The sequence below is a fragment of the Alcaligenes sp. 1735tsa3 genome, from assembly GCF_024134565.1.
Classification (GTDB): Bacteria; Pseudomonadota; Gammaproteobacteria; order Burkholderiales; family Burkholderiaceae_B; genus Alcaligenes; species Alcaligenes phenolicus.
On sequence record NZ_CP099862.1, the window covers coordinates 2,523,875 to 2,549,327 of the forward strand.

Here is a 25,453-nt window from a genome sequence, read left to right on the forward strand (position 1 = left end):
GTCCCGCCATGTTTTCTTTACCGATTACGCTTTCCCATACTCATAGCCCACCGTATAAACGACAAATTGCACGTCAAATCGAAACCCTGATCTGTTCGGGACGTTTGCAAGAAGGCAATCGCCTGCCTTCAATCAACCGAATGGCGTCTCTGCTGCAGGTTTCCAAAAATACGATCATGGGTGCCTATGACTTGCTGATCGACTCCAATCTGATTCATAGCGAACCTAGCCGGGGATTCTTTGTGGCTACACCTACCCGCAATGGTCGCAGTCGCCTGGCACCGGATTTTGTGCTGGAGACGGCCCACTGTTCACGCAGCCCGCGTACCAGCACGGCACAGGCCAGCGGTGTGCATGTGCCTGCTGCCAGCGTGCCCGTTCGTTTTGATTTCAAGATTGGACGCCCCTCGGTCCATGCTTTTCCGCTGCGACAGTTCATTTATTTGTCCAACCAGTTGCTGCGTTACGCAGGCTCTGCCATGGCAGACTATCCACCGCCTGAAGGCCTATGGGGCTTGCGGCTGCAAATTGCGGATTATCTGGCGGCCAGCAAGGGCATATTGGCTGACCCGGAGCACATCATCATCACTGCAGGAACACAGGAGTCCTTAAGTCTGATCGCAGCTCATTTCCTGGACGAAAAAAGCTGTGCGGTGCATGAGTCGCCCGGCTACAACGGCTTCAGACATTTGCTGGCGCGGCACCGCGCACAAAGTATTCCCGTGCCTGTGGACCAGCACGGCTTGCGTACAGACACACTGCCCGACAAGGCTGTTCAGTTGGCTTTCGTCACGCCCTCCCATCAGTACCCTTTGGGGCACACCTTGACGGTAAGTCGCAGACAGGAGCTACTGGCTTGGGCCAGTACCAGTGGCGCTTTGATTATTGAGGACGATTATGACGGGGACTTCTGTTATGGCCCGGCCTTACCCGCGCCACTCAAGGCCATGAGCCCCGGGCAGGTGATTTATCTGGGTTCGTTTTCCAAAACCTTGGGCCCTGGTTTGCGCTTGGGCTATATGGTCTGTCCTCCCCACCTGAGCCAGGATTTTATTGCACGCAAGGCCTTGCTCAACAACGGGTCACCTTGGCTAACACAAGCCGTGTTGGCACGTTTTTTTGATGAGTATGACTATCCACGGCACCTGCAATACTTGCGCCGCCGTTATCTGGAGCAACGCAATACGCTGCTGCAGGGACTGAAAAAAGTGTGGGGGAATACGGGCGTAGTCAGCGGACACAATGCTGGCATGCATCTGGCTTTTTGCCTGCCACAACAAAGCCCAAATGCCCACCACGTTGCCGCTGCGGCACTGCGCCATGGCATACGGCTCTACCCTTTGGCACAGGCCGCCAGCCAGGAAACAGACAGCACGAATCCACGCCATCTGCTGTTTGGCTATGCGAATCTGGAATGCAGGGAATTGCAGCAAGCAATGCAGCATCTAGCCCTGATACAGCCCAGGCTGAACCATGGCTAGATGTGCGAAGAGCTTAGGACTGGGCCAGCGCCTGATCAAAGTCCGAGGTCAGATCGATAATCTCTTCAATACCTACGGAGATACGCAACTGATTGTCGGCAATGCCCATCAGAGCGCGCTGCTCAGCGCCCATCTCGTAGTAGATGGTGTGGGCCACGGGCAGCACCAGACTGCGGTTGTCGCCCAAGTGCGTAGCCAGTACAAAGACTTTCAGGCGATTCAGGAAGTCAAAGATTTCAATGCCCTCTTCCAGCACTACGCTCATCAGGCCACCGAAGCGATTGCCGAACAATTGAGCCGTACGCTCGTGCTGCGGGTGATCTTCCAGGCCGGGATACTGCACGTGCTTGACCTTGGGATGCGCCTTCAAATGGCGCGCCAAGGCCAGGGCGTTGGAACAGATACGCTCCATACGCAAAGGCAAGGTTTCCGAACCGACAGCCAGGCGGTGAGCCACGTCAGACGACAAGGTGCCGCCCATATCGCGCAAGCCCTTTTTCCGAATCTGTACCAAACCCCAATTCTGCGTATTGCCCGTGCGGTAGACCTCGGCAATATTGGGGTAGGTCGTCCAGTCAAACAGGCCGGTATCCGTCACCATGCCACCCAAGGCATTACCGTGACCACCAATGTGTTTGGACAGGGAATTGACCACCAGAGAGGCCTTGAACTCACGGCCGGGCGACAGGTAAGGCGAGGACAAGGTGGCATCGACCACATACAACAGCCCCTCGTCCTGACACCATTGCCCCACCCCTTGCAGATCAGCTACCTGTGTACCGGGATTGGCAATGGTCTCAACAAAGACCATGCGGGTATTGGGCTGCCGTGCGGCTTGCACTTGGGCCAGATCGGTTGCATCCACCAGCGTGGTTTGTACACCCAGGTCGCGCAAAGTCCCCAGCAAGCTATTGGTATTACCGAACAGGAATTTGCTGGCAATCAGATGATCGCCCTGGCGCAGCAAGGTAAACAAGGTTGCTGTCAGCGCCGCCATACCTGTGGCAAAACTGACACTGCCTATGCCTTTTTCCATGCGTGTAATCTTGGCTTCCAACGCGGCCGTGGTGGGCGTGCCTTGACGGGAATAGGTAAAGCCGGACTTGCCCTGAAAGACCGCAGCCAGCTCACGCGCATCCTGAAAACCGAACTCGGTCGATGGGTGCAATGGCTGATGGATAGCGCCATGCTGCGTGCCCAAGCGACGGTCAGAGTGCAAGGTAGAGGTAATAAAGCCGTTTTCTTCCATGATCGTTTCCAAGCCCATAATGCGTGTACACACCGTCAGCGCCGATTGGGTTTTGCCCGGCTGACGGCCAATTACCTATTATCTGGTGAAGCGGCGGATGAAACCCGCCGTTTTTTATACAAATAAGTAATTAAGCAAGTAACAAGACTTAAAAGAAATTAAGACTGGCTACGTTGACGCAAAGTTTCGTACAAGCAAACCGCACTGGCGACGCTAACGTTCAGGCTTTCTACTGCGCCCATCATGGGGATGGAAACCAGCTCGTCGCAGGTTTCACGAGTCAGACGGCGCATGCCCTCGCCCTCGGCACCCATTACCCAGGCCATGGGACGGCGAGCATCGACCTGGTGGAAGGTATGCGTGGCCTGGTCGCTGGTGCCAACCAACCAGACATCACGCTCGCGCAGCATACGCATGGTACGGGCCAGGTTCGTTACCGTAATGTAAGGCGTAGACTCTGCACCGCCGCAAGCCACGCGTGATACGGTGGCATTCAGACCCACAGCGCGGTCACGAGGCGCAATTACGGCGTGGGCACCTGCCGCATTGGCGCTACGCAAGCAGGCCCCCAGATTGTGGGGGTCTGTCACTCCATCCAGAATCAACAGAAAAGGAACCTGACCGGCCTCTTCCAGATCGTCCAGCAATTCATTGACATCGACAGCCAGTTCTTGCTCCAGAGCCAATGCCACCACGCCCTGATGGCGCGTGCCTTTGGCCAGACCATCCAGACGTTCGACCGGCACAGCCATGACTTTCAAGCCAGCCTGTTCTACCTGTTCGATAAAAGCCAGCATCCGTTTATCGCGCCGGGTCTGATCCACATAGACCTCGCGCACCGAAGCGGCGCTAAAACGAACTCGGGCAATAACGGCATGGAAACCGGCCAAAACCTGCTGAGGCATAACAATCCTTGGGGGAAATAAGAGCAAATAAAGAAAGCCGGGCAAAAAGCCCGGCTTGGCATTGTACGCCTATCGACGGCGTCCTCTAGGGCTACGCGTGGATTTCGCAGACTTGGCTGCCTTCTCCGCACTGCGCTTTTCATCCCGCTCAGCCTGCTTTTGCGAAGCACGTCGTTGGGATGCCGTGGTGCCCTTCAAGGCCAGCGGTTTGGTTGGAGCCGCTTTCTTGATGGGACGCTCGGATGGATCAACCCCTTCAGCCGCCGCCTTCACCGCCTTGTAGCCCACGCCTTTAACCAGACGGAACTCAATACGGCGCGCTTCCAGATCAACACGAGCAACCTGGACTTGCACCGCGTCGGTCAGGCGATAACGCAGACCGGTGCGCTCACCACGCAGCTCGTTCGAAGTTTCGTTGTACTGGAAGTAATCCGCACCCAGCTCGGAGACATGGACCAGACCTTCCACATACAAGGTATCCAGCGTCACAAACAGACCGAAGCTGGTCACGCCGCTGATCTTGCCGGAGTATTCCTCGCCCACGTGCTCTTTAACAAACCAGCACTTGAGCCAGGCTTCCACATCTTTGGAAGCCTCATCAGCACGACGCTCGCGCGCTGACAACAAGGCGCCCAATTTTTCCCAACGTGCAAAGTCGCGCTTGCTGGCTGGCAAGGCGGCATCGCCCGGATCTTCGTCGATAGCCGGAATGTAGCGCTCGCCCTTCAAAATACCCTTGATGACACGGTGCACCAGCAAATCCGGGTAACGTCTAATCGGCGAGGTGAAGTGCGCGTATTGCGAATAGGCCAGACCGAAGTGCCCCGTTTTTTCCGGGCTATAAATAGCCTGCTGCATGGACCGCAAACACATGGTCTGAATGACGGCAAAGTCAGAACGGCCACGAGCCGCAGCCACGACTTTGGCGTAATCCGCAGAAGTAGGCTCATCGCCTCCTTCCAGCGTCAAACCTAAACTGCGCAAATACTCACGCAAGGCTTCCAGCTTGGGCGGCGTTGGGCCTTCGTGCACGCGGTATAAACCGTTGCGACGGCTGCGGGCAATAAAGTCGGCAGCACAGGTATTGGCTGCCAACATGCACTCTTCAATCAGCTTGTGCGCGTCGTTACGGACCAAGGGCTCAATACGTTCGATACGACCCAAGGGGTTGCACACAATCTTGGTTTCAACCGTATCGAAATCAATCGCACCACGGGCGGTACGGCGCTCGGCCAGCAAGCGGTACAGAGAGTACAGGTTCTGCACAGGCTCCAGCACATGCTGAATCTGGGTGGCCGCCGGGCCAGTGGGCTGCTGCAAGGCGCTCCAGATATCGGAATACGTGGTGCGTGCATGTGAATGAATGACCGCTTCATAAAACTGGTAGGCCGACACAGTGCCGGATTTGGCACCATCGGCCAACACGACCATATCGCACACCATAACCAGACGGTCTACCGACGGGTTCAGAGAACAAATCCCGTTGGACAGGCTTTCTGGCAGCATGGGGATCACGCGGCGCGGGAAATACACACTGGTGCCACGCTCCAGAGCGTCTTCATCCAGGGCATCGCCAGAGCGCACGTAATGGCTGACGTCGGCAATCGCAACCAGCAAACGCCATGCCCAGCGCGAGCGCTTGCCCGTGCCGATATCAACGCGTTCGCAGTACACCGCGTCATCAAAGTCTCGTGCGTCTTCACCGTCAATCGTGATGAAAGGCACATCGCGCAAATCAACGCGGCCTTTGTATTCCGATGGTTTGACCTTGGCGGGAATGCGCGCAGCCTGCTTGAGCGCCTTCTCGGAAAAATCGACCGGCACTTCAAACTTGCGCACGGCAATCTCGATTTCCATGCCGGGATCGTCAATTTCCCCCAGCACTTCAATCACACGCCCCAAAGGCTGACGATGGCGCTCGGGCTGCTGAGTAATCTCTACCGTCACAACCTGACCGGGCTCGGCCTCGCCCTGGTCTCCGTTGGGAATCAGGATGTCGTGCTTGATACGTTGATCTTCGGGCACCACGATGAACGTGCCACGCTCCCGCAGGAAACGACCCACCAGCTTGCTGGTGTGGCGCGCAGTAACTTCGACAATCGAGGCATCTGGCTTGCCGCGGTATTCACCGACGATACGCACCATAACGTGGTCGCCGTGCAACACTTTGGCCATTTCTCGAGGCGACAAGAACAGATCGGGCTGCCCATCGTCGCGCTGCAAGAAACCAAAGCCGTCGCGATGGCCCAACACTTTGCCGGCGATAAAACCAGTTTGGTTGTTTTTGCGAATTTTGCCTTCGGGGGAAATCAGCAGCTGACCATCGCGCTCCATTGCGCGCACACGCCGCTCGAAACCCACCGTAATTTCTTTGCCCAGGCCCAGCTTTTTCGCCAGAGCCTGCATGGTCAGGCCGTCTGCATCTTCGCGCAGCCCCGCCAGGATCACTTCCCGCGTCGGGGTATCCGGGTCGAAGTCAGGCGGCAACTCATAACGGCCCGTTGATTGAATACGGTCCTCAGTACTGTCTTGATGTTTTTTATTCAAAAGGACACTTCCATTATTAATAAAGTATGCCTATAATCCTTTTTCTTTGCTGCTCACGCAGCAAAGTCGTTAAAGGCTTTTGGCACAGCCATAAGCATACAACGATATGCCCAGGTGGCGGAATTGGTAGACGCGCATGGTTCAGGTCCATGTGCCTTCGGGTGTGGAGGTTCGAGTCCTCTTCTGGGCACCAAATTCCAAAAAAGCCGATCATCGCAAGATGGTCGGCTTTTTGCTTTCCAGCCCAGAAAGTCAGGTGCTTGAGCACCTGACGTGGGGGCGAGAAAGGTCGGGCATGCAAGCCCAACCGGGGTCGCGCCCGTGTGACCGAGTCCTCTTCTGGGCACCAAAATTCCGAAAGGCCGATCATTTCTCAATGGTCGGCCTTTTTTATTTTGTTGCTCCATAAATTTATTATCCTTCAGCATCAATCCGATTACGTCTGACTGTGGCAGAAAACGAGCAGCAATACGACCCCCTTCTTTTTTAAACACAGCCATTTCCACATAAAGAATCACTACCGCATGATCGGCTGCTTTCTTTACAAGCCTGTGAATACCCCTTGAAGCAAGCACCTGGGCAGCCAAGGCAACACACTCAAAGCAAAACACCGCCTGCCCTGCTTTGTACAACCATAAAAAAACCGACTGTGTTTCTACAGTCGGTTTTCAGTCTCAGGATGCAGTAGGTTTAACCGCCGCAGCCACCGCAACATGCACCATCTTCACCATGCGCAGGTTTGGCGATTTGATAGCCGGCCCGCTCGACCGCAGCATGCAGATCTTCCAGCGAGACCTGGGTTTCATCAAAACGAACCGACGCCTTTGCGTTTTCGAACGAGGCATCTGCCGCCTGTACGCCTTCAATAGCCGCCAAGGCAATAGCCACTTTATCGGCGCATTCAGGGTGTCGCAAACCCGCCAGTTTCAGCATTCCAACTTGCATTTTTTATCCCTTTAACATGAGGTGAGGCAGTTGATGAAATCGCCACCGCCCATAAAGATATATATTAAATACATCTTATAGATACGGCAAGGTGCCAGGACAAGAACGATGCGCCAGCCTGGAGGCAGACACAAAAAAACCGGCTTGCCCGCTGACCACAGGCAAACCGGTCTGAAAACGGTTTTCTGAACAGGCTCCTTTGCTTGTTAGCAGTGCCTGCCCTCCCTTGAACGACCCTGACTTACCTCATACCCAGCTTGCGACTAGCTGCCAGCAAGGCCACGATACTCAACGCCGCGGCCAGAATCAGGTAGTAACTGGGCGCCACCGGAGAGCCGGTCAGTGAAATCAGACCCGTGGCAATCACAGGTGCAAAACCACCAAAGACAGTGACGCCGATGTTGTAGCTCAAGGACATGCCTGTAACACGGGTACGCACCGGAAAAACATCAGCCATCAATCCGGCCAAGGGGGCGAAGTACACGGCTTTGAGCAAAGCCATCAAACCTACAACCAGAATCAGCGCCGTTTGGGTCGCCTCGCGGTTCAACCACATGAAGGACGGGAAGATCGCAATCGCATACAGCACGGCAGCGGTGAGCATGATCTTGATCCGACCAACTTTACCCGCGACATAACCTACCAACGGCGTAGCAATAGTCAGAATCAAGCCTGCGGTAAGGGTTGCCAAAAATCCGGCCGATTGCGGAACACGCAGGGTAGTCGCTGCATACGATGGCATATAAGTAATCAGGTAGTTGGAGGCGGTAGACAAAATCAAGGTGCCCAAAGCAATCAACAGCAAAACCTTTTGTGAACTCAGCACCTCTCGCACTGGCTGACCGCCAGGTTCACTTTCTTTGAAATCCGGGGACTCATCCACCGTTTTGCGGATCCAGTATCCTACCGGCCCCAGCAACAAGCCGAAGAAAAAGGGAACACGCCACCCCCAATCCAGCATCTGCTGTTCGCTTAAGGTAGAAGTCAACACATAACCGAACAAAGAAGCCAGCACGACACCAAAGCCCTGACTGGCAAACTGCAGACTGGCCACAAATGCGCGAGAGCGTTCTGGAGCATGCTCCATCATGAATGCAGTAGAACTGCCAAATTCGCCCCCCGCCGAAAAGCCCTGAATAAAACGCGCAATCAAAATACCGATAGGCGCAATAAGCCCGAGCGTTTCATAACCAGGCATGACCGCAATCATGAACGTGCCCAATAACATCAAGAGGATGGACAGGGACAAGGCTTTCTTGCGTCCGTGTCTGTCCGCATAGGAGCCAATAACCGCGGCTCCAATGGGCCGAATCAGAAATGAAATCCCGAATGTGGCAAAAGCCAGAACCAAAGAGACAGTAGGGTCTGAGCTCGGAAAAAAAACACGACCAATGGTCAGTGCAAAGTAGGCATATACAGCAAGATCAAACCACTCCAAGGTATTCCCCACCACGGACGCGGCGACCGGCTTCCAAAACGAACGCGGTAAAGGCCCCACCGCTTTTTTGGTCTGCTCCATCTTTTATCTCCTCCTGCCCCCGGTGTTTCCGAAGGCAATGCGCCGTTACTTCTGAACGGCGTCTGTTTTTTTTAAGTGTTCTTGTTCAATTCGCCCAGTTCCCAGAAAACGCTGGTCATGATGTCCAGTCCCTCTTGGATAATGGGAGTCAGCATGTGCTCATTGGGAGCGTGCTGAGAGCAGCCGGGGTAGGAGTGTGGCACCCAGATCGTGGGCAGACCCAGTACATCGGCAAAAATATCGTTGGGTACAGTTCCTGCCAAATTCGGGATCACGGCAATTTTCTGATCCGTCACTTTGCTGATCGCATCCTTGATCAAGGCGATCCACTTATTACCCAGATCCAGCCTGGTGGCAGGCATGATCTGGCCCATATGAATACGCACCTGCTCGAAGCCATGCGCATCAAGGTGCTGGCGCAAAGTGCTTTCCAAGTCCTCTATCTGCGTTCCCAGCACAAAACGCAAATTGCAAAAAGCCTGAGCACGAGGCGGGATAGCATTGATTGGTTTTTGCGGATTCCCAGCATCCAGTGCCAGCACTTCCAAGGTGTTCCAGCCGAACAGACGTTCGCCGTAGCTAAGGCCCGGTTCGCCCCAATGCTCATTTAAGGCCAGCCCCAAGGTATGCTGACCAATCTCCAAATCTGCAATGGCAGCCAGCACGTCCTCCGGTATGGGGCCTGGCGTCAGTTCGCGACACAGCAGTTGTCCTTGAGGCCCCACCAGACAGGCCAGAGCATTGGCCAGCACCACCGCGGGGTTTTCCATCACCCCGCCCCAATTGCCCGAGTGCAGCCCCCCTTCACGCGAAATCACCTCCAGCGAGAACAGCACAGTGCCACGCGAGCCCAAGAACAAGGTCGGCTGATTGGCGTTCAAGCGCGGGCCGTCCGAGGCCAGAAACAGATCAGCCGACAAGCTCTGTGCATGTTGCTCGCAAAACTCGCGCAAACCGATCGAGCCTCGCTCTTCACCCGTCTCAAAGATGGCTTTGAGGTTGAAACCCAAACGCCCATCGCGAGCTTGAATGACCTGTTCCAGCGCGGCCAGATTAATGCTGTGTTGGCCTTTATTGTCCGCCGTCCCCCGGCCGTACCAACGCTCCCCTTCGATCTTCAATTCCCAAGGCGCCAGGCCTTCACGCCATTGATGGTCATGTCCGGGCACCACGTCGCCATGCCCATAGGTCAGAATCGTGGGTAGTTCATCGGATTCATGTCGGTGAGCCAGAAGGATGGGGCCTGCCCCTTTGGGATTGGCCAGGATACGGACCTCAAACCCCAGTTTCACCAAGGAAGGGCCCAGCTCCTGATCCAGGTAGAGCTGCAATTGATCCGCTTTCTCCGCAGTCTGGCTGTCACTTTGAATCGCCACACGACGGCGCAAGTCCTGCTCGAAACCGCCCTCCTCAAAATAGGCGCGCCCCCTGGACAAGGCTTTACTTTTTCCCATTTTTGTCTCGTTGTCTTATTGGTAGGAAAGAGGACTATAGAATCCGTCTTACCTTCTGTATATTTCTATCTTTAGAATAGAATGAGCTAATTTTTAGAACTCAAAACACAAAGCCCAGACCCGAGACAAACAAGCAAAGCCATGGATTACAAATACTTTCTGGCCGTGATGAAAACAGGCTCATTGGCGGCAGCCAGCGCAAGGCTGCATATTGCCCCTAGTGCAATCAGCCGCCAAATCAGCTTGCTGGAGGAGTCCATTGGGGTGGCGCTGTTTGAGCGCAGGCGACGAGGAATGGTACTGACTGCAGCAGGTCAGGCCCTGGCCGAACACGCCTTGCGCGTGCGGCTGGAAGAAGAAGCCATCGTGCAAAGTCTGCGTCAAAACGACTATGCCCAGGCCCATTTAATTCGGGTGGCAGCCACCGAGGGGTTAGCCCGCTACTTTTTACCCATGGTCATGGCAGAGTTTTCCAACCGAACGCCATTGGCACGGTTTGTATTGAAAGTGAGCTCGCCCAATGATTGTGTGGATATGGTTCGAAACGGAGAGGTTGATATAGGGGCTATTTTCAGCACCGCCCCGGTACCCGATGTGGAAGTGAACTACTCCTGCCGCTCACCCATTTTTGCCGTCATGCAAGCACAACACCCTTTAGCCACGGCAAGCAAGCTGTCCTTGAACGAACTACAACCCTATCCCATCGTGATGCCCGGCGAGGAGCTTACCCAAAAGCAACTCTTTAACCACGTTTGCCAGATGGAAAAGCTGGTCTTTAACGAAGTCTTTACCTGCAATTACTCGGGAGTGCTACACGAGTTCGTCAGACGCACCAATGCCATCGCCTTGGGCGCATCGATCAGCCATCGCAGCAGCCTGGACCATGGATTGAAAATTGTTCCTGTGCGGGACTCCCGACTGGATCGAGACTTGCAGATTTTAAGCATGGCCAAGCGGGTCTTGCCACAAAGCGTCAGTGACTTTTTAAAGGCCTTGATTCAGGATCTGAAGGCCGCTTGAAATCAAGGCAAATTCTCCCTGAACACCACAATGCTGTTCATGGGCTTGAGCTTCAAGCCCGACTCTCCCCCCTCCGCCATGTGCCGGGCTGCCGTCAACATGCGCACACAGTTCAGGATCGACTGCTGCGGGTCCTGCATGATGATGGCATCCAAGGTGCCATCGATCAGCAAGGCACGCACATCAGAGGTCAGCCCATGGCCGACAAAGATAATTTTCTTGTCTCGTCGTGCCTCTTTCAACGCCCGCGCCACTCCTTCAGGGGCGCCGCCAATATTGTAGATACCCAGCAAATCCGCATGCTGCTCAAGCAACAGCCGCGTCTGCCGGTAATTGCTTTCTGCATCGTCATGCCCTTCGCGCAAGCCAATCACCCGATCTGCCCAGCCTTTTTCCTGCATTAGCTGCAAGAAACCGGACTCACGATCACAGTGGGCGCGGTAGCACAGACTGCCTGCAATCAAGGCGAAGCTGCCCGACTGCCCGCCCCCAAGACGGCTAAGTAGATAGGCTGCCAGACGGCCGGTTGCCACATTGTCCAAGCCTACGTAGCCAAAGCGCGTCGAGGCCGACAAATCGGAAATCAAAGTCACTACCGGAATACCATCGTGAACCAAGGTATCGACCGCTTCGCGCACCACCGGATGCTCCAGCGCCATAAATACCACGCCATCGGTGCGGCCGCGCAAGCCCAGCAGCGCCTGGGCCAGGGACTCGTGATCAAAGCCGTTAAAGACTTCGGTATGGCAATCCACATTGAAAGGCTGCAACTGCGTCTGTGAGTAGTCGATGGCATCCCCAAACATATGGATCACGCGATTGCTGCCGGCAGGCAATAAAAACGTGATGCGCATGGGCTTGAGGCAACGGTCTGCGCTGAACTCGGCATCGCTGATGTAGTTCAGTTTGCGGGCCGCTTTAAGCACATGCTGGACCGTGCCGGGACGCACGCCGGGACGCCGGTTCAAGACCCGGTCCACCGTCGCGGTAGAGACGCCCGCCAAACGGGCAATATCGCTGATTTTAGGGATTTTATTAGTCAATCAAAAACCATCATTGGATTGGCTGGACAGGCTTTAAGTGGCTTCTATACCATACAAAAAGGCTAGTGCAACAGCACAGCAAAAAACATCATAAAAACATGTAAACCATAGGGAGACAAGGCCTGCACCATTCGGGAGTCAGCACGCTCTGATTCTGTTTGATGACGTAGGTTCCACCCGTCCAGCCATGACTTATACCTTTGACTTTTCCAGCGTGCTGCTTCAGTGGCCGCAACTGCTGCAAGGGGCCTGGATGACAATCAAATTGTCCGTTCCGGCTACCGTGCTCGGTTTTATCGCCGGCACTTTTCTGGCCATTGGTCGTCGCAGTTCATCCCGCCTGATTGCCCGCCTTTGCGGTTTCTACGTGGAGATCATTCGCAATACGCCGCTGCTGGTACAGATCTTCCTGGTCTTTTTCGGTTTGGCCACCCTGGGCTGGAAAGTCAGTGCCTTTGGCGCAGCTCTGGCCGCTTTGGTCATCAATGTGGCGGCATATACCTGCGAGATCATGCGCGCCGGCATGGACTCCATTCACAAAGGACAGCTGGAAGCCGCCGAATGCCTGGGTCTGACTCGTGCCCAAACCTATTGGCATGTCATTTTGCTGCCTGCGCTGGAGCGTGTGTACCCGTCCTTGTGCAGCCAGTATGTGTTGCTGATGCTGGCATCCTCGGTGACCTCGCAGATTTCAGTGGAGGAGCTGACGGCCATGGCCAACCATATTCAGGCCGAGACCTTCCGCCCTTTCGAGGCCTACATTCTGGTTGCCGTCCTGTACCTGGCCCTGTCCTTGCTGATGCGACTGGTCCTGTGGCTAAGCGGACAGCTGGTTTTTTCTCGTCAGCGTGCGCTGCGCGGCCGGAGTTAAGCCATGTTCACAAGCGGATTCAATGCCAATCACCTGAACTTCCTGTTGGAAGGCGCTTTGTGGACGGTCGTACTGTCGCTGATTTCCTTTATTGGAGGTGGGTTAGGCGGTGCCCTGGTAGCCCTGGCCCGTATCAGCGCATGGCGCCCCCTGCGCTATCTGGCCATTGCTTACATTCAGATCATTCAAGGCACTCCCTTGCTGGTGATTCTGTTCCTGTCTTATTTCGGGCTCAGCATCATGGGACTGACCCTGCCGCCACTGGTAGCAGCCGGGCTGTCCATGACGATTTACGTCAGTGCCTACCTGGGTGAAATCTGGCGCGGGAGCATCCAGTCCGTGGCCCGAACCCAATGGGAAGCCGCTGAATGTCTGGCCCTATCCCGCTGGCAACGACTGTATCTGGTGATTCTGCCCCAGGCTGTGCGCATTGCCACGCCGCCCACCGTCGGTTTCATGGTGCAAATTATCAAGAACACTTCGCTGGCATCCATTGTGGGCTTTGTGGAGTTGGTACGAGCCGGCCAATTGATCAATAACTCGATCTTCCAGCCCTTCCTGATCTACGTGCTGATTGCAGCCCTGTATTTCGCCCTGTGCTATCCCTTGTCGGCCTGGAGCCGCCGCCTGGAGATGCGCCTGCATTTTGCTCATCGCCCGGTGCAGAAATAAGTTCGGATCGCCAAGGAGTTTTTATGTCTATCGTTGTTGAACTCAAAGACGTCTACAAAAGTTTTGGCAGCAATGCCGTCCTGAATGGCGTGTCCTTTGCCATTCCCAAAGGTCAGGTAACCGCCATTATCGGACGCAGCGGGTCAGGCAAAAGTACCGCCCTGCGCTGCATAGACCGGCTGGAGATCATTGATCGCGGCCAGATCGAAGTGTGCGGCCATCAAGTCCACGACCCGGATGTCTGCCTGCGCTCGCTACGGACCGATGTTGGCATCGTCTTCCAGAGCTACAACCTGTTCCCGCATTTAACAGTAGAACGCAACATCATGCTGGCTCCGCAAGTCGTTCGTGGCCGCAGCCGTGAAGAGGCTCGCGCCATTTGCCGACGCACCCTGGAGCAAGTGGGGCTGTCCGACAAGGCCCAGGCCTATCCGGAACAGTTATCAGGTGGTCAGCAACAGCGCGTTGCCATCGCCCGCTCCCTAGCCATGGAACCCAAAGTCATGCTGTTTGACGAGGTGACCTCTGCGCTGGACCCGCAACTGACCGGCGAAGTTTTGCGTGTCATTGAAAGCCTGGCGGCCGATGGCATGACCATGGTCCTGGTCACCCACGAAATGGAGTTTGCTGCCCGCGTAGCCGATGTGGTGATTTTCATGCACCAGGGGCGCGTCTGGGAAACCGGCCCCGGCGACATGCTGCGCAATCCCCAAACCCCGGAGCTGCAAGCCTTTCTGGCTCACGGTCTGTAAAGATTCTTCCCTAGCACCATAACAATATCCTGACGGAGACTGCACCATGACACTCTCGACCCTCCTGCGTGCCACCATCCTGGCCCTGGGCCTGACTGGCTTGTCCGCCGCTGCCAGCGCCAATGCGCTGGACGACATCAAGGCCGCCAAAAAGATCCGCGTCGGTATCGACCTGGGCGCACCCTTTTATGGCTATATCGACGACAAAATGCAGGCTGTAGGCTCGGATGTGGAAGCCGCCCGCTTGCTGGCCCAGGATCTGGGCGTAGAACTGGAAATCGTGCAGACCACCAACTCCGCCCGCATTCCCAATCTGCTGTCCAACAAGGCCGATTTGATTATCTCTTCACTGTCGATTACGCCTGAACGTGCCAAGGCCGTGGACTTTTCCATTCCCTACGGTGCTATTCAAGCAGCCGTTGGCGCTCCCAAAGATGTGGACATCAAGGGCATGGAAGATCTGGTAGGCAAGCGTGTCGCCGTAACCCGTGGCGGCCCTCAGGACAAGCTCATCAGTGAGCGGGCACCACAAGCCAATCTGGTGCGCTTTGATGATGAGGCTGCCTCGATTACCGCCGCTGCCAGCGGTCAGACCGACATTGTGGCGATCACGCCACCCATTATCAAAGCCATTGCCGACCGCAATCCCTCGCGCCCCTTCGAGGTCAAGTTCGTGATCGAGTCCTACAAGCTGGGCATTGCCATGCGCCAGAACGAGCCTGAACTGAAAGGCTGGGTGGACGAATGGATCAAGACCAATCTGCAGAACGGTAAGCTCAATGAAATCCACCTGAAGTATGCCGGTGTGCCTATCCCCGACGAAATCGTCCAGGGCGCTGGCCAATAATTCTTAGCCGGGCCACAAGCCCGGCCTCTCTCCCTATTGATAACCCTCCGACGGCAGCGCTCCAAGTCTGCCGCGGGACTGGCTGCGCCTTCGCTCAGCTGATTTACCCCTTCAGGAATTATGTATGAGTACCTTATTTGGTGAAATCCGCCAGCTTGGCTATGTGGTGCGGGATATCGAAGCCGCCATGGACTACTGGAGTCGCCAACTGGGTGTAGGCCCCTGGTACTACAACCCCAAAGTCGGCATCAAGAATTACCAGTACCGAGGCGAATCCTACGAGCCGCATAACTCGGTCGCCCTGGCCAATTCCGGTTTTGTGCAAGTGGAACTGATTCAATGCCGCAACGATGTTCCTTCGATGTACCGGGACTTTCTGCAAGCCGGCCAGCTGGGTTTGCAACACGTCGCCTACTGGACAGAAAACTACGATGCGGACCTGCAACGCGCGCTGGACCATGGCTTGAACGTTGTCATGAGCGGCGAGGTTGGCGAGCGCGGCCGTTTTTGCTATTTCGATACCGAGTTTCATCCCGGTGCCGTCATTGAGCTATCCGAGGTGGCGGGCCCCAAAGGCAAGATGTTCTCCATGATCCGTGCCGCCTCCGAGAACTGGGACGGCCAGGACCCCGTACGTCCCTTCCCTGATCTGAGCACGCTATAGGTCGTAGACAGCATGAGCACTGACACTTTTCTGGCCCGTTACCTGATCGAAACTCCCCTGCCGCCCGAGCAGGTTGCCGAGGTAAGCGCTGGCGAACAGTCCTGCGGCACATTTACCCGTGTTGCAGGGGAAACCGAAGAGCTGCGCAAGCGTGCACGAGCGACAGTCGAACGCGTGCAACGGCTGGAGAGCGTCGCGCAGCCCAGCTTATCCAATGCCTTGCTGGAACGAAGGGGCATCTCTGGCCCCTATCAGCGAGCCTTGGTCGATATACGGTTTCCTATCGCCAACATCGGCGCCAATCTACCCACACTGGCTGCATGCGTTACAGGCAACCTGTTTGATCTGGGCGAGGTAACGGGCCTGCGGTTGGAAGCGCTGGAGTTGCCTGCTTCCTATCGCCGCCAGTTCGAGATGCCTGCTGTTGGTATCGACGGCACCCGCTCCCGTACCGGCGTTGTCCGCAACGCCATGGTTGGCACCATCATCAAACCCAGCGTGGGCTTGCGTACTGACGACGTGGTACAGCTGGTGCGAACCTTGTGCAATGCCGGAGTAGATTTCATCAAGGATGATGAGGTCTGCGCTGACCCGACCCACTCGCCTTTGCATGAGCGCATTCCCGCTGTCATGGAAGTGATCCGCGCTCATGAAGAGCGCAGCGGCAAGCATGTAATGTTTGCTTTCAACATTACCGACGAAACCGATGCCATGAAACGCCACGCCGATCTGGTCGAGCGCGAAGGCGGCAGTTGCGTCATGGTCAGCCAGAACTGGGTAGGCTATTCCGCGCTGCAAACTCTGCGCCGTCATACCGGCCTGGCCTTGCATGCACATCGCAATGGCTACGGAGCCTTGTCGCGTCACCCTTTGCTGGGAATTTCTGTCAGTGCCTATCAAACCCTGTGGCGTCTGGCCGGAGCAGACCATATTCACGTACACGGACTGCAGGGGAAATTTGCACAAGCCGATCAGGAAGTGCGTGAAGCCATTGGGCATTGTCTGCATCGTCTGGACGACCAGCACGATGATCGCGTCCTTCCCGTGGTGTCTTCCGGACAATGGGCGGGAACTGTGGAAGCAACTTGGCAGGCGGCAAACAGTACTGATGTGCTGTTCATGGCAGGTGGCGGCATTCTGGCTCACCCGGCCGGAGCGCATGCAGGAGTGCTGAGTCTGCAACAGGCCTGGCAAGCAGCAGATCAGGCAATCAGCGTGCAAGAACAGGCCAGAACCTGCAATGAGCTGGCCCAGGCGCTGGAGTTTTTTGGCCCGAAAATGGCCTGACCGGAAATACCTCATGACTGTATTACGCCCCGAATATGTCTGGTATGGCGACGACTTCACCGGAGCCAGCGATACCTTGGCGACCTTAAGCCAGAGCGGAGTACGTGCCATCCTGCTCTTGCAAGCCCCCAGCCCCCATCACCTGAAAAGGCTGCAAGGACTGGAAGCCATAGGGCTGGCGGGGGCGACCCGCTCGCTGGATTGCGAGCAAGTCCGCAACAGCTTGAAGGGCGTCACCCCTTTTCTGGCCTCCATGCAGCCCAAGCTATTGCATTACAAGATTTGCTCAACCTTCGATAGCAGTCCTGAAATCGGCAATATTGCGATTGCTTTGGAGTGCCTGCGCCCGCTGGCTCAGGTCGCTGTCAGCCCTGTACTGGGGGGACAAATCAATCTGGGACGCTACTGCGTTTTTGCCACCCTGTTCGCGCAGGCTGGACAAGACGGACAGGTCTACCGGATTGATCGACACCCTACGATGGGATCACACCCTGTCACACCCATGCACGAAGCAGATTTACTGCTTCATCTGCAAGCACAGGGGTTAAAAAACGTGTTCTCTCTGCCGTGGACCGAATATCAGAAGACGGACTACGAAGCGAACAAGCAAAGCAAACAATGGCAAGAGCAAGCTGCAGAACACGGGCATCAGCATCCTCTGCTGGACATTGCTTGTGAGGCCGATATTGCACAGGCTGGTGCGCTACTTAAAGTGCTCAGCCAAAACGGAACCGTGTTAACTGCCGGCTCCAGCAGCGTGGCACAAGCTTATTTAAGCCAACGGCCTGATACTTTCGCCCAACCCGTTACGGGACTACACGCCAGTACACAGCCGGTGCTGATTCTGGTGGGAAGTCAGTCGCCCATCACTGCACAGCAGGTCGCCCGTTGCCAGCAAGCAGACATCTTTGAGCTTGACCCGTACGAACTGCATCACAGCCCAAGCTATGTCACCAAGCTGCACGCAATGGTCATTAACAATGTGCGCAAAGGACGTCATACCTTGCTGCAAACAAAGCCTGCAAACCAGGGCCCAAGCCGCCCCACCCTGCCTACACAACTCGTGGCAGAAGACAGCGCGCAGTTTTTACGTCATCTGGTCAAACAGTTGCGATTAGAGCACCGTTTGTCACGCCTCTGTATCGCGGGCGGCGACACGTCCAGCTTGAGCACCCAGGCATTGGGTATTTGGGGCCTGAGCTATCTGGACTTAGTCAGCCCAGGCGTAGCCGCCTGCATCTGCCATGGGGACGATGAGATTGATGGGCTGGAGCTGGTGCTTAAAGGTGGGCAAATGGGGCCAGCGGATTTCTTCGATCGGGTGATTGAAGGCACATCGTACTGAGACGGATCGCAATAGCGTATACAGCCCCCGTCAGATCGGTATACCCGACCTTTCTCATCCTCAAAAAGGCGGCTCCCCCAGTTTTTTGGACACACAAAACAAAAAGCCGACCATCTTGCGATGATCGGCTTTTTGAGGAATTTGTGGTGCCCAGGAGAGGACTCGAACCTCCACACCCGAAGGCACATGGACCTGAACCATGCGCGTCTACCAATTCCGCCACCTGGGCTCTGACTGCTGGATTTGTTTTTCAACTCGTCTCTGCAAGACAGAAGAGAACTATAACATGATTTTGAAAGAGTGCAAACTATTTCTGCTTTTTTTCATGCCTGACAGAAATAAGGGCAGCCCTTGCACTTCATAAGAATCGCTTTTATGCTTATTGCTATATCAAGAGTTGGGGCAACCCATGCCAACCTGTGTACCCGCACAAGGTGGATTCAAGATATGGCCATCTGGCAATCAATGGGATCATCAAGACACGAACCCGCTGCCAGCGGGTTTTTTTATGCTTGGTCGTTTCCAGGCAAAGGGTCCTTTAATCCAACTTGCTCACCCGGAAGTCCCTTCCAAGAGCTAAACAGGAGTGTTTCATGTCTGCACCGTTTTGCTACCACCTGACTTTAGAGCAGCACCACTACCGCATTGTCCTGCACCCCGGTTGTTCCCGGCTGGCCGTCGTGTGCGAAGTACATGCTGACAAGGTCGGAGATTACGAGCCGCGCTGGCTGGGTTCCAGTTGTCGCGGTGGCTACTGGGCCCGCTTCCAGCACGATATTGACAGCACCTTGTTGCTGAACATGGATACCATTGCCCGCCTGATTGACGAACACCGTCTGGCTCATCCCAATACGGTGCTGGATACAGATTTACAGCCCGTGTTGAACGTGGGCGGACGCTTGCGCGCCCAGCCCTACCCTCAGCAAAAAGCCGCTTAGTCCAGACGTGGGGCATCCTCGCCCTGATCGCCTTGACGCCAGTAGCTGCTGGCCCGAATCGCGCCTTTATCCAGGCCGCGTTCTTGCACCCAGTACTCACGCAAGCTTTGAGCGATGGAATATTCTGCGGCGACCCACACATAGCCGGTGCCGCTCAACTCGGGTGCGGCACGCAATGCGTCCAGAATGCCATTCAAACCGGCCAGCGAAGGAATCCAGTTCACCGTGACATGGTCCGGTGCCTCCATCGCACCGACTGTCAGCAGATTACGTGCCAATACGTAAACCTGCACCTTCACATTGGAAGGCAGTTCTTTCACTCGTCGCGCCATGGCAGGCACAGCGGTTTCGTCGCCAATCAGAACTTGCCAATCCAGGTCCTTGCTGACCAGGAAGGAGCCACGCGGGCCGGCCACACCCAGCTTGTCGCCCTCTTTAGCTTGCATGGCCCATTGGCATGCAGGGCCTTCACCGTGGACCACAAAATCAATATCCATCTCCTTTTCCTGCTCGCGGAACTCGCGAGGAGTGTAGTCGCGGATGGGTGGCTTTTCCTGACCGGCGGCAAAGACCATGCCACGCTCGCCCATTTGAGGCAGTCGCAATTCTTTAGTGACAGGGTCCGGGAAAATCAGTTTGACGTGGTCATCAAAGCCAGGGGTATAAAAACCTTCCAGATCCGAGCCTTCCAGGGTGATGCGCACCATATCAGGCCCCAGTTCGCGCCGCTTTTTTACGGTCAGCAAACGCAACTTCAAGGTATGAGCAACTTTCTGCGTTAATTGTTCAGACTGCATTCTTAAGACTCCTTGGGCAAGTTCCGTATGTCAGCGATGGCTTTTTCCAAAATGGCCACCACCTCTGCCTGTCGTTCCAGACTGGCTGTCGATTGTTCAAACATGGCCTGCTTCAGGCTGTGGCGTACCTGGACAAACTCCGGCAACCAACCTGTTTGCTCCTGCGCGGCCTTCAAATCCTCGTCGCTATTGTGTTCGGCCAGCATCTGCCGTATCCACACCAGCTTGCGCCCGCGATAGGTCAGGGACTGCATCAGGTAATCGCACTTTTCTTTTTGCTCTTCCAGATACGTGTGCCCTTCCTTGGTCAGGCTGTACATCTTGCGACGGCCTTCTTCTTCAATCAGCACCCAGCCTTGCGTGGCGCAATACGCCAGGGCGGGATAGACCGCACCAGCGCTGGGAACATAGCTGTTCTGGCTAAGCTGCGCGAAACGGCGTATCAACTGATACCCGTGAGTACTGCCCTCTTTGAGCAGGGCCATCAGCATGAGCTGCATGGCCCGAGCAGAGTATTTTCGGCCTTGGCCCATATCCAGCAGCATCCGCTCGACATCCATCGTGTTGAATTTCATGTCCATACTCTTATGCTATATCACATGACACACTATAATGATAATGAGAATGCCAATCAACTAGAAATTGAAATTAAATTTATTGAGTGAAAAATGCTTGCTTTCCCAAGGAAACTCACTCTATAATCGAATGCTTGAGACGGGCAGCAGCCTTTATCAAAAGCCCAGGTGGCGGAATTGGTAGACGCGCATGGTTCAGGTCCATGTGCCTTCGGGTGTGGAGGTTCGAGTCCTCTCCTGGGCACCACAAATTCCTCAAAAAGCCGATCATCTTGCGATGATCGGCTTTTTGTTTTTTCCGTCTGAAAGCAAGCAGCTTGAACCCCTGTTTGAAGACGAGGAAGTCAGATACGTAGATCCAATCAGTGTTGATATGACCGGGGCTCTCTTCCAGCGGTACGACCTTCCGAAAAATCAAACTCCTTTTGGACTGAAGGCAGACGTATTCAAAACACCTCCCTGACTTACCGAAGAACAATCAGCCATAAAAAAAGCCGAAACAGCATGAGCACTGTTTCGGCTTTTTTGATTCTGGCGGTCTTACAGCAAGCTATTTCGTTGTCCCGCCCTCTTTACCATCACTCCAAGGCGCGATGACGACGCTGCCAGAAAGGCTGCGCCGCGTAGCGTTGCTCCATGCCATACAAAGCATGCTGCGAATTCAGGTGACGCACCAAACCCAACAAATAGTCCTTTTCGTAAGCACGCGCCGGCTCGGGATTGCCTTTTGTCAGAGCTACAGCAGCCTGTGCCGATTGTGATCCGCTCCACAGGGCCGTTGCCAGGCCATTGGCGGCCAGGGGGTCCATGGCCGCGCCTGCATCACCAGCACGCAAGATGCGGCCTTCCACGAAGTAAGACACGGTGCAGCTAGCGGCAGCGCTGACTTTAGGAGTGTGAGCAGCCATCTGACTATCCAAGCCCAGGCTTTCCATACGCACTCGTGCCGCATCGGCACAGCCCAGCAAACCGGCCCAGACCGAACCATCTCGACTCAAACCATCGGGCAAAAGATCCGAGTCCGAAAACAAGGCCACCATCAGGCGATGACCCGGCATGGGGGACAAGTACCACCACCCCAACTCGACGGCTTCTACCAGGGAAGCAGCCAAGGGTTCTGCCCCTTCAGGCAGGTCAAAGACGTGCCAGGCAGCGACCAGTCTATCCAGACGATGACGCTGGGCGGCCGCTCCGGCGGACAAGGCTGCACGACCAGTACAGTCGATCAAGGCAGCAGCTTCCAGGCTGCTACCGTCTGCCAGCCTGGCAACCACACCTTCAGGCTGGTGCTCCAGGCCCAGAACTCGTGTCTGGCGAATACTGACCTTCGCTTCTTTTTGCACGCGCTCAAACAACGCCTGCTCCAGACGGGCCTTGTCCAGCAGGTAGCCCTGCCCGTCTTCATCCTGCACGGTGCGCAGTCCTGCGGTACCCCATACCGAAAAACGCCCTTGTGAACGCAAGGCTACCGTCTCATCCAGACAGCCTGCCCAGCCCAGGCTGGTCAAGACCACGGCCCCGCGTTCGGACAAGGTCTCACCAAACGAGGGCTGGGGCTCCTGAGGAGCCACCAGCGTTACTTCCTGACCTTGCATACTCAGGCGACGCGCCGCCGCTAAGCCCGCCACACCGGCGCCAACAACAATAATCATGCCTTCATCCTCAGGTTCCCGTCTGCTTTGTCAGCGGGACAATGTCCATGGAACCGCGTTGTACTTCCACATACAGCTCGGGCGGAACTCCCGCCAGCCCGACTGGCCCCGGACGTTTTACCACGACTCCCATACGAGTCCAAAGCTCGATCATGCGACGCAGGCCATCGGTGTAACCCGCTTCCACGTGCAAGCCGATCCCCGAAGCACCCCGCGCCCAAGGTACACGGCTGTGATAGAAACGCAGACGCTCTTCCAGGCTCAAATTCGGGTCCATCAATTGCGTGTAAAAAGCTTCAGGCAAGACATCGACCGGCAAGAGAGCCGGCCACCAGATAGGCGTGGGAAAACTGTCTGCCGTTTGCACCGCTTGGCAGCTGAAAGCATCCCCTTGCCATGGCACACCCATCCAGCGCGTCAGATCGCCCGGTGCTTGTGGACCGATAGGTGCCCCCTTCTCATCCGTGTCAGTAATATTCGGATTGCCCGCAAATACATTGACCGGGTTGAGCTGATAGCCCATGTCCTGCACCAGGTTCTTGCGTGGCGACAAGGCCAGACGGAAGGGCAAGCGGGTTTGATCCTTGCCCTGGAACAGTTCAGGGTGACGAATAGGCCAGGTAATTTCCACACCGGGGTGGAAAGCCCCGCCCGAGCAGGCGTCCAGGGCGGCCCTGGTCAAGGCTTCAGGTTGCAGCTCCAGCGGAATTTTATCCAGAGAAGTGTAGGCATCCATCTTCGCATCGTGGAAATCGTTGTCGAACTTGCCTTGTGCCCACAAACTCAGAATGTTGTATTGCGTTTTGGTCAGCGTCAGCCAGGAATGTGGGCTGTCGGGATAGTTCACCCCGTCACCCAGCATCAAGGGCAAGGCATGGGCGCGGGTATCGTCACCGCCGGGGCGTCGGAAAGCTTCCAGCACACGCTGTCGTTGCGCACGAGCCTGCTCGCCCGGTTCGGCCAAGGCTGCCAGGGTGTCCGGGTCCGACAAGTCCCCCACTTTCTGCCAGGCAGTGCCCAGGAAGGTGGCGCTGGCGACCCATTGCATCTGACCACTGCGACGCAAGATAGGCAGCACATCGCGCCGGAAAGAAACCTTATCGCCGGGTTCGGATAGTTGGCCCAGGGAAATCATGGCTTCACGCGCCGCGTCGTAGAGCGTGACAATGGGCTCCATTTGCGGGGCGAACTTGGGGCCGCAAGATACGACCCAAGCCGGTTCGCACTCCAGGGTTTTGCCGTCGATCTGCACCGTGGCTTTCACCCAGCCGTCGCACCAGTCGTCATGCCAGCCGTCGTTATTGGTAAAGTCCCGCACTGGATTCTGTTCAATTGCCGTACGCGATACGCCATCGGCTGGAAACACCAGCAGGCGCCCTGCTTCGTCTGTGCGCAAATGCCCCAAAGGCACATCCAGGCTTTGCCAGAAACGGCCCTGCATGCGGTAAGCGGTATCCGCACCATCGGTATTTGTCGACTTGCCTTCAATGGAAACCGGGCCAGGATCAATCACCAGCATGTCGCGGCGCTTGTCGCCAACAATAAAGGGATTGCGTTGAGCGCCGGGCACTCCGGGGGCGGCATCCCCCCGGTCCATGGCGTTGACAAAACCGTACCAGGCCGCTTTGGTATTGGCGACGTGCACCGTCCACTTGGGGTTGAAGCTGGCGTCCAGCTCACGCACGACCCGACCCTGATCGTCATAGCCATATAAACGAAAGCGCTGTGCCTGCTTCTTGATGCGACCTTGCGCATCCTTGAAGCCGCCCTTTGGCTCATCCATCAGACCAGGCACTTCAGGGGCGTGAAACCATTCACTGGCATTGCCGACCCGTGCAAAGCCGATAGCCGGAAAAATGGCCACCCGGGCAATCTTGGCTCCTTTGGGCGCCAGCTCCTGAGCCTGCAAAGGCGAGATTGCAGATTTAAACCAGACAGGTGAGCTCAGGCTGGCTGCAGCGGCGCTGAACAAGAAATCGCGACGTTTCATAATGGTCCCCTTCGATCGTCGCTATAGAGTCGACGTATCGGTGCGCGTAAACGTGATGGCAAGAAACAGAATCAAGAAGGGCCGGAGGCGTCTGGACAGACTGTTCCTGAACCGGCAGTTCTGCTTCCCGCCACTATGACAGCAGAGGAAAAGTCGCAGTAATTTTTTTTAATAATTGTTGAAAATCTGAGACATATTTTTACAGAATGCGCGGCAAGGAAAACAGCATGACCCAGCCTCCCAGGACCAGATACGGACCAAAGTGAATGGCCTGCCCGGCTTGCAAACGCCCACCAAGGCGCAAGACCAGAGCCGCCAGCAAGCCCAATACCGATGCCGCCAGAAGAATTCCCGGCAAGGCGGTGGCCCCCAGCCACGCTCCCAACGCGGCCAGTAATTTGAAGTCGCCATAGCCCATGCCTGCACGCCCGGTCAGCAACAAGAACACATGGTTTAACAGCCACAGCAAGCTGTAGCCCAATGCCGCGCCAATCACCGCCAAGGGCAAGCTGCTAAAGGTGTGATCCAGATTGACCAGCAAGCCCAGCCACAGCAAGGGCAAAGTGAGACGATCAGGTAGATAGCCGGTTTCCGCGTCAATCCAGGCCAAGAGAGCAGTACCGGCGATAAACACACAGGCCGCCACTGCTGCAGGCGTCAACTGCCAGCGCCAACCGGCCCACAACATCAGGACCAGGGCCAGACTCTGGCATACCCATCCCCATTGACGATGAGCACGCGGCGAACGCCCGTCCAACTCAGGCTCCAGCTCTACAGGCAGGCTCCAGGACAGGTGTCGGGCTGGCCAGAAAAAACAGACCGCCAAGATCAGGGCAATTCCCATCCCCGCCCAGGCATTGCCCCACGACGTCCACATCATATTGATCCTTCACCAGATTG

The 25,453-nt window shown here is 55.9% G+C and carries 22 protein-coding genes, 3 tRNA genes and 1 riboswitch; of the genes, 12 read left to right on the plus strand and 13 right to left on the minus strand.

All coding sequences use genetic code 11. The features are described 5' to 3' along the window. The first annotated feature begins 8 nt into the window (after positions 1-8). Positions 9-1,481 carry a PLP-dependent aminotransferase family protein gene (locus tag NIZ92_RS11780; RefSeq protein ID WP_035272379.1) on the plus strand — a complete coding sequence of 491 codons (1,473 nt, stop codon included), beginning with the start codon at positions 9-11 and terminating at the stop codon, positions 1,479-1,481. Positions 1,482-1,494: 13 nt separating this feature from the next. Here the strand turns inward: NIZ92_RS11780 and NIZ92_RS11785 are convergent, their stop codons facing one another. The 3 genes from NIZ92_RS11785 to rnr all read right to left on the minus strand — a co-directional run bounded on the left by NIZ92_RS11785 (position 1,495) and on the right by rnr (position 6,182). Then, the gene (locus tag NIZ92_RS11785) at positions 1,495-2,730 is read right to left on the minus strand and encodes a cystathionine gamma-synthase family protein (protein WP_115633817.1); all 1,236 of its coding nucleotides are present in this window, start codon (positions 2,728-2,730) and stop codon (positions 1,495-1,497) included. A gap of 158 nt (positions 2,731-2,888) precedes the next feature. Then, positions 2,889-3,635: a 23S rRNA (guanosine(2251)-2'-O)-methyltransferase RlmB gene (gene rlmB, locus NIZ92_RS11790; protein WP_035272375.1), complete on the minus strand. Its 747-nt coding sequence runs from the start codon at positions 3,633-3,635 to the stop codon at positions 2,889-2,891. 69 nt (positions 3,636-3,704) lie between these two features. Then, complete coding sequence (rnr, locus tag NIZ92_RS11795) at positions 3,705-6,182, minus strand: ribonuclease R (RefSeq protein WP_009458934.1); 2,478 nt, start codon at positions 6,180-6,182, stop codon at positions 3,705-3,707. Between the two features lie 108 nt (positions 6,183-6,290). Between rnr and NIZ92_RS11800 the strand changes: the two genes are divergently transcribed. Next, a tRNA-Leu gene (locus NIZ92_RS11800) sits at positions 6,291-6,375 on the plus strand. A 497-nt stretch (positions 6,376-6,872) separates the two neighbouring features. Here the strand turns inward: NIZ92_RS11800 and NIZ92_RS11805 are convergent. The 3 genes from NIZ92_RS11805 to NIZ92_RS11815 form a co-directional block, all read right to left on the minus strand. Then, positions 6,873-7,127, minus strand: a complete 255-nt coding sequence (locus NIZ92_RS11805) for a heavy-metal-associated domain-containing protein (protein WP_031231948.1) — start codon at positions 7,125-7,127, stop codon at positions 6,873-6,875. 241 nt (positions 7,128-7,368) lie between these two features. After that, entirely contained in the window at positions 7,369-8,646 is a 1,278-nt protein-coding gene (locus tag NIZ92_RS11810; protein ID WP_060185213.1) for an MFS transporter, read from the minus strand. A 71-nt stretch (positions 8,647-8,717) separates the two neighbouring features. Next, positions 8,718-10,100, minus strand: a complete 1,383-nt coding sequence (locus NIZ92_RS11815; RefSeq protein ID WP_254002010.1) for a M20 family metallopeptidase — start codon at positions 10,098-10,100, stop codon at positions 8,718-8,720. Between the two features lie 141 nt (positions 10,101-10,241). Between NIZ92_RS11815 and NIZ92_RS11820 the strand changes: the two genes are divergently transcribed. Continuing rightward, positions 10,242-11,120 (plus strand): LysR family transcriptional regulator, encoded by an 879-nt coding sequence (locus tag NIZ92_RS11820; RefSeq protein ID WP_060185215.1) that lies wholly within the window; start codon positions 10,242-10,244, stop codon positions 11,118-11,120. A 2-nt stretch (positions 11,121-11,122) separates the two neighbouring features. On the opposite strand, the gene NIZ92_RS11825 is transcribed toward NIZ92_RS11820, so the two are convergent. Next, complete coding sequence (locus NIZ92_RS11825) at positions 11,123-12,163, minus strand: LacI family DNA-binding transcriptional regulator (RefSeq protein WP_060185216.1); 1,041 nt, start codon at positions 12,161-12,163, stop codon at positions 11,123-11,125. A 187-nt stretch (positions 12,164-12,350) separates the two neighbouring features. Between NIZ92_RS11825 and NIZ92_RS11830 the strand changes: the two genes are divergently transcribed. From NIZ92_RS11830 to NIZ92_RS11860, 7 genes are all read left to right on the plus strand, one after another. Then, the gene (locus NIZ92_RS11830; protein ID WP_035272365.1) at positions 12,351-13,034 is read left to right on the plus strand and encodes an amino acid ABC transporter permease; all 684 of its coding nucleotides are present in this window, start codon (positions 12,351-12,353) and stop codon (positions 13,032-13,034) included. Positions 13,035-13,037: 3 nt separating this feature from the next. Then, positions 13,038-13,706 carry an amino acid ABC transporter permease gene (locus NIZ92_RS11835; protein ID WP_035272363.1) on the plus strand — a complete coding sequence of 223 codons (669 nt, stop codon included), beginning with the start codon at positions 13,038-13,040 and terminating at the stop codon, positions 13,704-13,706. A 23-nt stretch (positions 13,707-13,729) separates the two neighbouring features. Beyond that, positions 13,730-14,458: an amino acid ABC transporter ATP-binding protein gene (locus NIZ92_RS11840; protein WP_035272361.1), complete on the plus strand. Its 729-nt coding sequence runs from the start codon at positions 13,730-13,732 to the stop codon at positions 14,456-14,458. A 46-nt stretch (positions 14,459-14,504) separates the two neighbouring features. Next, complete coding sequence (locus NIZ92_RS11845; protein ID WP_137430244.1) at positions 14,505-15,305, plus strand: transporter substrate-binding domain-containing protein; 801 nt, start codon at positions 14,505-14,507, stop codon at positions 15,303-15,305. Positions 15,306-15,429: 124 nt separating this feature from the next. Further along, positions 15,430-15,969 carry a VOC family protein gene (locus NIZ92_RS11850; RefSeq protein WP_060185219.1) on the plus strand — a complete coding sequence of 180 codons (540 nt, stop codon included), beginning with the start codon at positions 15,430-15,432 and terminating at the stop codon, positions 15,967-15,969. 12 nt (positions 15,970-15,981) lie between these two features. Continuing rightward, positions 15,982-17,256, plus strand: coding sequence for a RuBisCO large subunit C-terminal-like domain-containing protein (locus NIZ92_RS11855; RefSeq protein WP_254002011.1), 1,275 nt, complete (start codon positions 15,982-15,984; stop codon positions 17,254-17,256). 13 nt (positions 17,257-17,269) lie between these two features. Beyond that, positions 17,270-18,601 (plus strand): four-carbon acid sugar kinase family protein, encoded by a 1,332-nt coding sequence (locus tag NIZ92_RS11860; protein ID WP_254002012.1) that lies wholly within the window; start codon positions 17,270-17,272, stop codon positions 18,599-18,601. 144 nt (positions 18,602-18,745) lie between these two features. Here NIZ92_RS11860 and NIZ92_RS11865 read toward each other — a convergent pair. After that, a tRNA-Leu gene (locus NIZ92_RS11865) sits at positions 18,746-18,830 on the minus strand. 153 nt (positions 18,831-18,983) lie between these two features. Then, positions 18,984-19,077: riboswitch (SAM-I-IV-variant riboswitch) on the plus strand. Between the two features lie 117 nt (positions 19,078-19,194). On the opposite strand from NIZ92_RS11865, the gene NIZ92_RS11870 reads away from it, so the two are divergent. Beyond that, on the plus strand, positions 19,195-19,539 hold the full coding sequence (locus tag NIZ92_RS11870) for a hypothetical protein (protein WP_254002013.1): 345 nt from the start codon (positions 19,195-19,197) through the stop codon (positions 19,537-19,539). Here the strand turns inward: NIZ92_RS11870 and NIZ92_RS11875 are convergent. Together NIZ92_RS11875 and NIZ92_RS11880 are read right to left on the minus strand one after the other, a co-directional pair. Next, a complete protein-coding gene (locus NIZ92_RS11875; RefSeq protein WP_254002014.1) occupies positions 19,536-20,336 on the minus strand; it encodes a siderophore-interacting protein in 801 nt (266 codons plus the stop codon). The genes NIZ92_RS11870 and NIZ92_RS11875 overlap by 4 nt on opposite strands. A 2-nt stretch (positions 20,337-20,338) precedes the next feature. Further along, entirely contained in the window at positions 20,339-20,911 is a 573-nt protein-coding gene (locus NIZ92_RS11880; RefSeq protein ID WP_022983141.1) for a PadR family transcriptional regulator, read from the minus strand. 162 nt (positions 20,912-21,073) lie between these two features. On the opposite strand from NIZ92_RS11880, the gene NIZ92_RS11885 reads away from it, so the two are divergent. Then, positions 21,074-21,158, plus strand: a tRNA-Leu gene (locus NIZ92_RS11885). A gap of 331 nt (positions 21,159-21,489) precedes the next feature. On the opposite strand, the gene NIZ92_RS11890 is transcribed toward NIZ92_RS11885, so the two are convergent. From NIZ92_RS11890 to NIZ92_RS11900, 3 genes are all read right to left on the minus strand, one after another. Beyond that, positions 21,490-22,563, minus strand: a complete 1,074-nt coding sequence (locus tag NIZ92_RS11890; protein ID WP_254002015.1) for an NAD(P)/FAD-dependent oxidoreductase — start codon at positions 22,561-22,563, stop codon at positions 21,490-21,492. 10 nt (positions 22,564-22,573) lie between these two features. Next, a complete protein-coding gene (goxA, locus tag NIZ92_RS11895; protein WP_083053393.1) occupies positions 22,574-24,553 on the minus strand; it encodes a CTQ-dependent glycine oxidase GoxA in 1,980 nt (659 codons plus the stop codon). Positions 24,554-24,752: 199 nt separating this feature from the next. Next, entirely contained in the window at positions 24,753-25,430 is a 678-nt protein-coding gene (locus NIZ92_RS11900; RefSeq protein WP_254003219.1) for an A24 family peptidase, read from the minus strand. Between the last annotated feature and the right edge of the window lie 23 nt (positions 25,431-25,453).

Bases quoted from the DNA above. Each gene is read 5' to 3' on its own strand.
- NIZ92_RS11850 (WP_060185219.1), top strand. From the start codon at position 15,430: ATGAGTACCTTATTTGGTGAAATCCGCCAGCTTGGCTATGTGGTGCGG.
- NIZ92_RS11875 (WP_254002014.1), bottom strand. From the start codon at position 20,336: ATGCAGTCTGAACAATTAACGCAGAAAGTTGCTCATACCTTGAAGTTG.
- NIZ92_RS11860 (WP_254002012.1), top strand. From the start codon at position 17,270: ATGACTGTATTACGCCCCGAATATGTCTGGTATGGCGACGACTTCACC.
- goxA (WP_083053393.1), bottom strand. From the start codon at position 24,553: ATGAAACGTCGCGATTTCTTGTTCAGCGCCGCTGCAGCCAGCCTGAGC.
- NIZ92_RS11835 (WP_035272363.1), top strand. From the start codon at position 13,038: ATGTTCACAAGCGGATTCAATGCCAATCACCTGAACTTCCTGTTGGAA.
- NIZ92_RS11855 (WP_254002011.1), top strand. From the start codon at position 15,982: ATGAGCACTGACACTTTTCTGGCCCGTTACCTGATCGAAACTCCCCTG.
- rlmB (WP_035272375.1), bottom strand. From the start codon at position 3,635: ATGCCTCAGCAGGTTTTGGCCGGTTTCCATGCCGTTATTGCCCGAGTT.
- NIZ92_RS11845 (WP_137430244.1), top strand. From the start codon at position 14,505: ATGACACTCTCGACCCTCCTGCGTGCCACCATCCTGGCCCTGGGCCTG.
- NIZ92_RS11900 (WP_254003219.1), bottom strand. From the start codon at position 25,430: ATGTGGACGTCGTGGGGCAATGCCTGGGCGGGGATGGGAATTGCCCTG.
- NIZ92_RS11840 (WP_035272361.1), top strand. From the start codon at position 13,730: ATGTCTATCGTTGTTGAACTCAAAGACGTCTACAAAAGTTTTGGCAGC.
- NIZ92_RS11810 (WP_060185213.1), bottom strand. From the start codon at position 8,646: ATGGAGCAGACCAAAAAAGCGGTGGGGCCTTTACCGCGTTCGTTTTGG.
- NIZ92_RS11805 (WP_031231948.1), bottom strand. From the start codon at position 7,127: ATGCAAGTTGGAATGCTGAAACTGGCGGGTTTGCGACACCCTGAATGC.
- NIZ92_RS11785 (WP_115633817.1), bottom strand. From the start codon at position 2,730: ATGGAAGAAAACGGCTTTATTACCTCTACCTTGCACTCTGACCGTCGC.
- NIZ92_RS11815 (WP_254002010.1), bottom strand. From the start codon at position 10,100: ATGGGAAAAAGTAAAGCCTTGTCCAGGGGGCGCGCCTATTTTGAGGAG.
- NIZ92_RS11870 (WP_254002013.1), top strand. From the start codon at position 19,195: ATGTCTGCACCGTTTTGCTACCACCTGACTTTAGAGCAGCACCACTAC.
- NIZ92_RS11820 (WP_060185215.1), top strand. From the start codon at position 10,242: ATGGATTACAAATACTTTCTGGCCGTGATGAAAACAGGCTCATTGGCG.
- NIZ92_RS11880 (WP_022983141.1), bottom strand. From the start codon at position 20,911: ATGAAATTCAACACGATGGATGTCGAGCGGATGCTGCTGGATATGGGC.
- NIZ92_RS11830 (WP_035272365.1), top strand. From the start codon at position 12,351: ATGACTTATACCTTTGACTTTTCCAGCGTGCTGCTTCAGTGGCCGCAA.
- NIZ92_RS11890 (WP_254002015.1), bottom strand. From the start codon at position 22,563: ATGATTATTGTTGTTGGCGCCGGTGTGGCGGGCTTAGCGGCGGCGCGT.
- NIZ92_RS11780 (WP_035272379.1), top strand. From the start codon at position 9: ATGTTTTCTTTACCGATTACGCTTTCCCATACTCATAGCCCACCGTAT.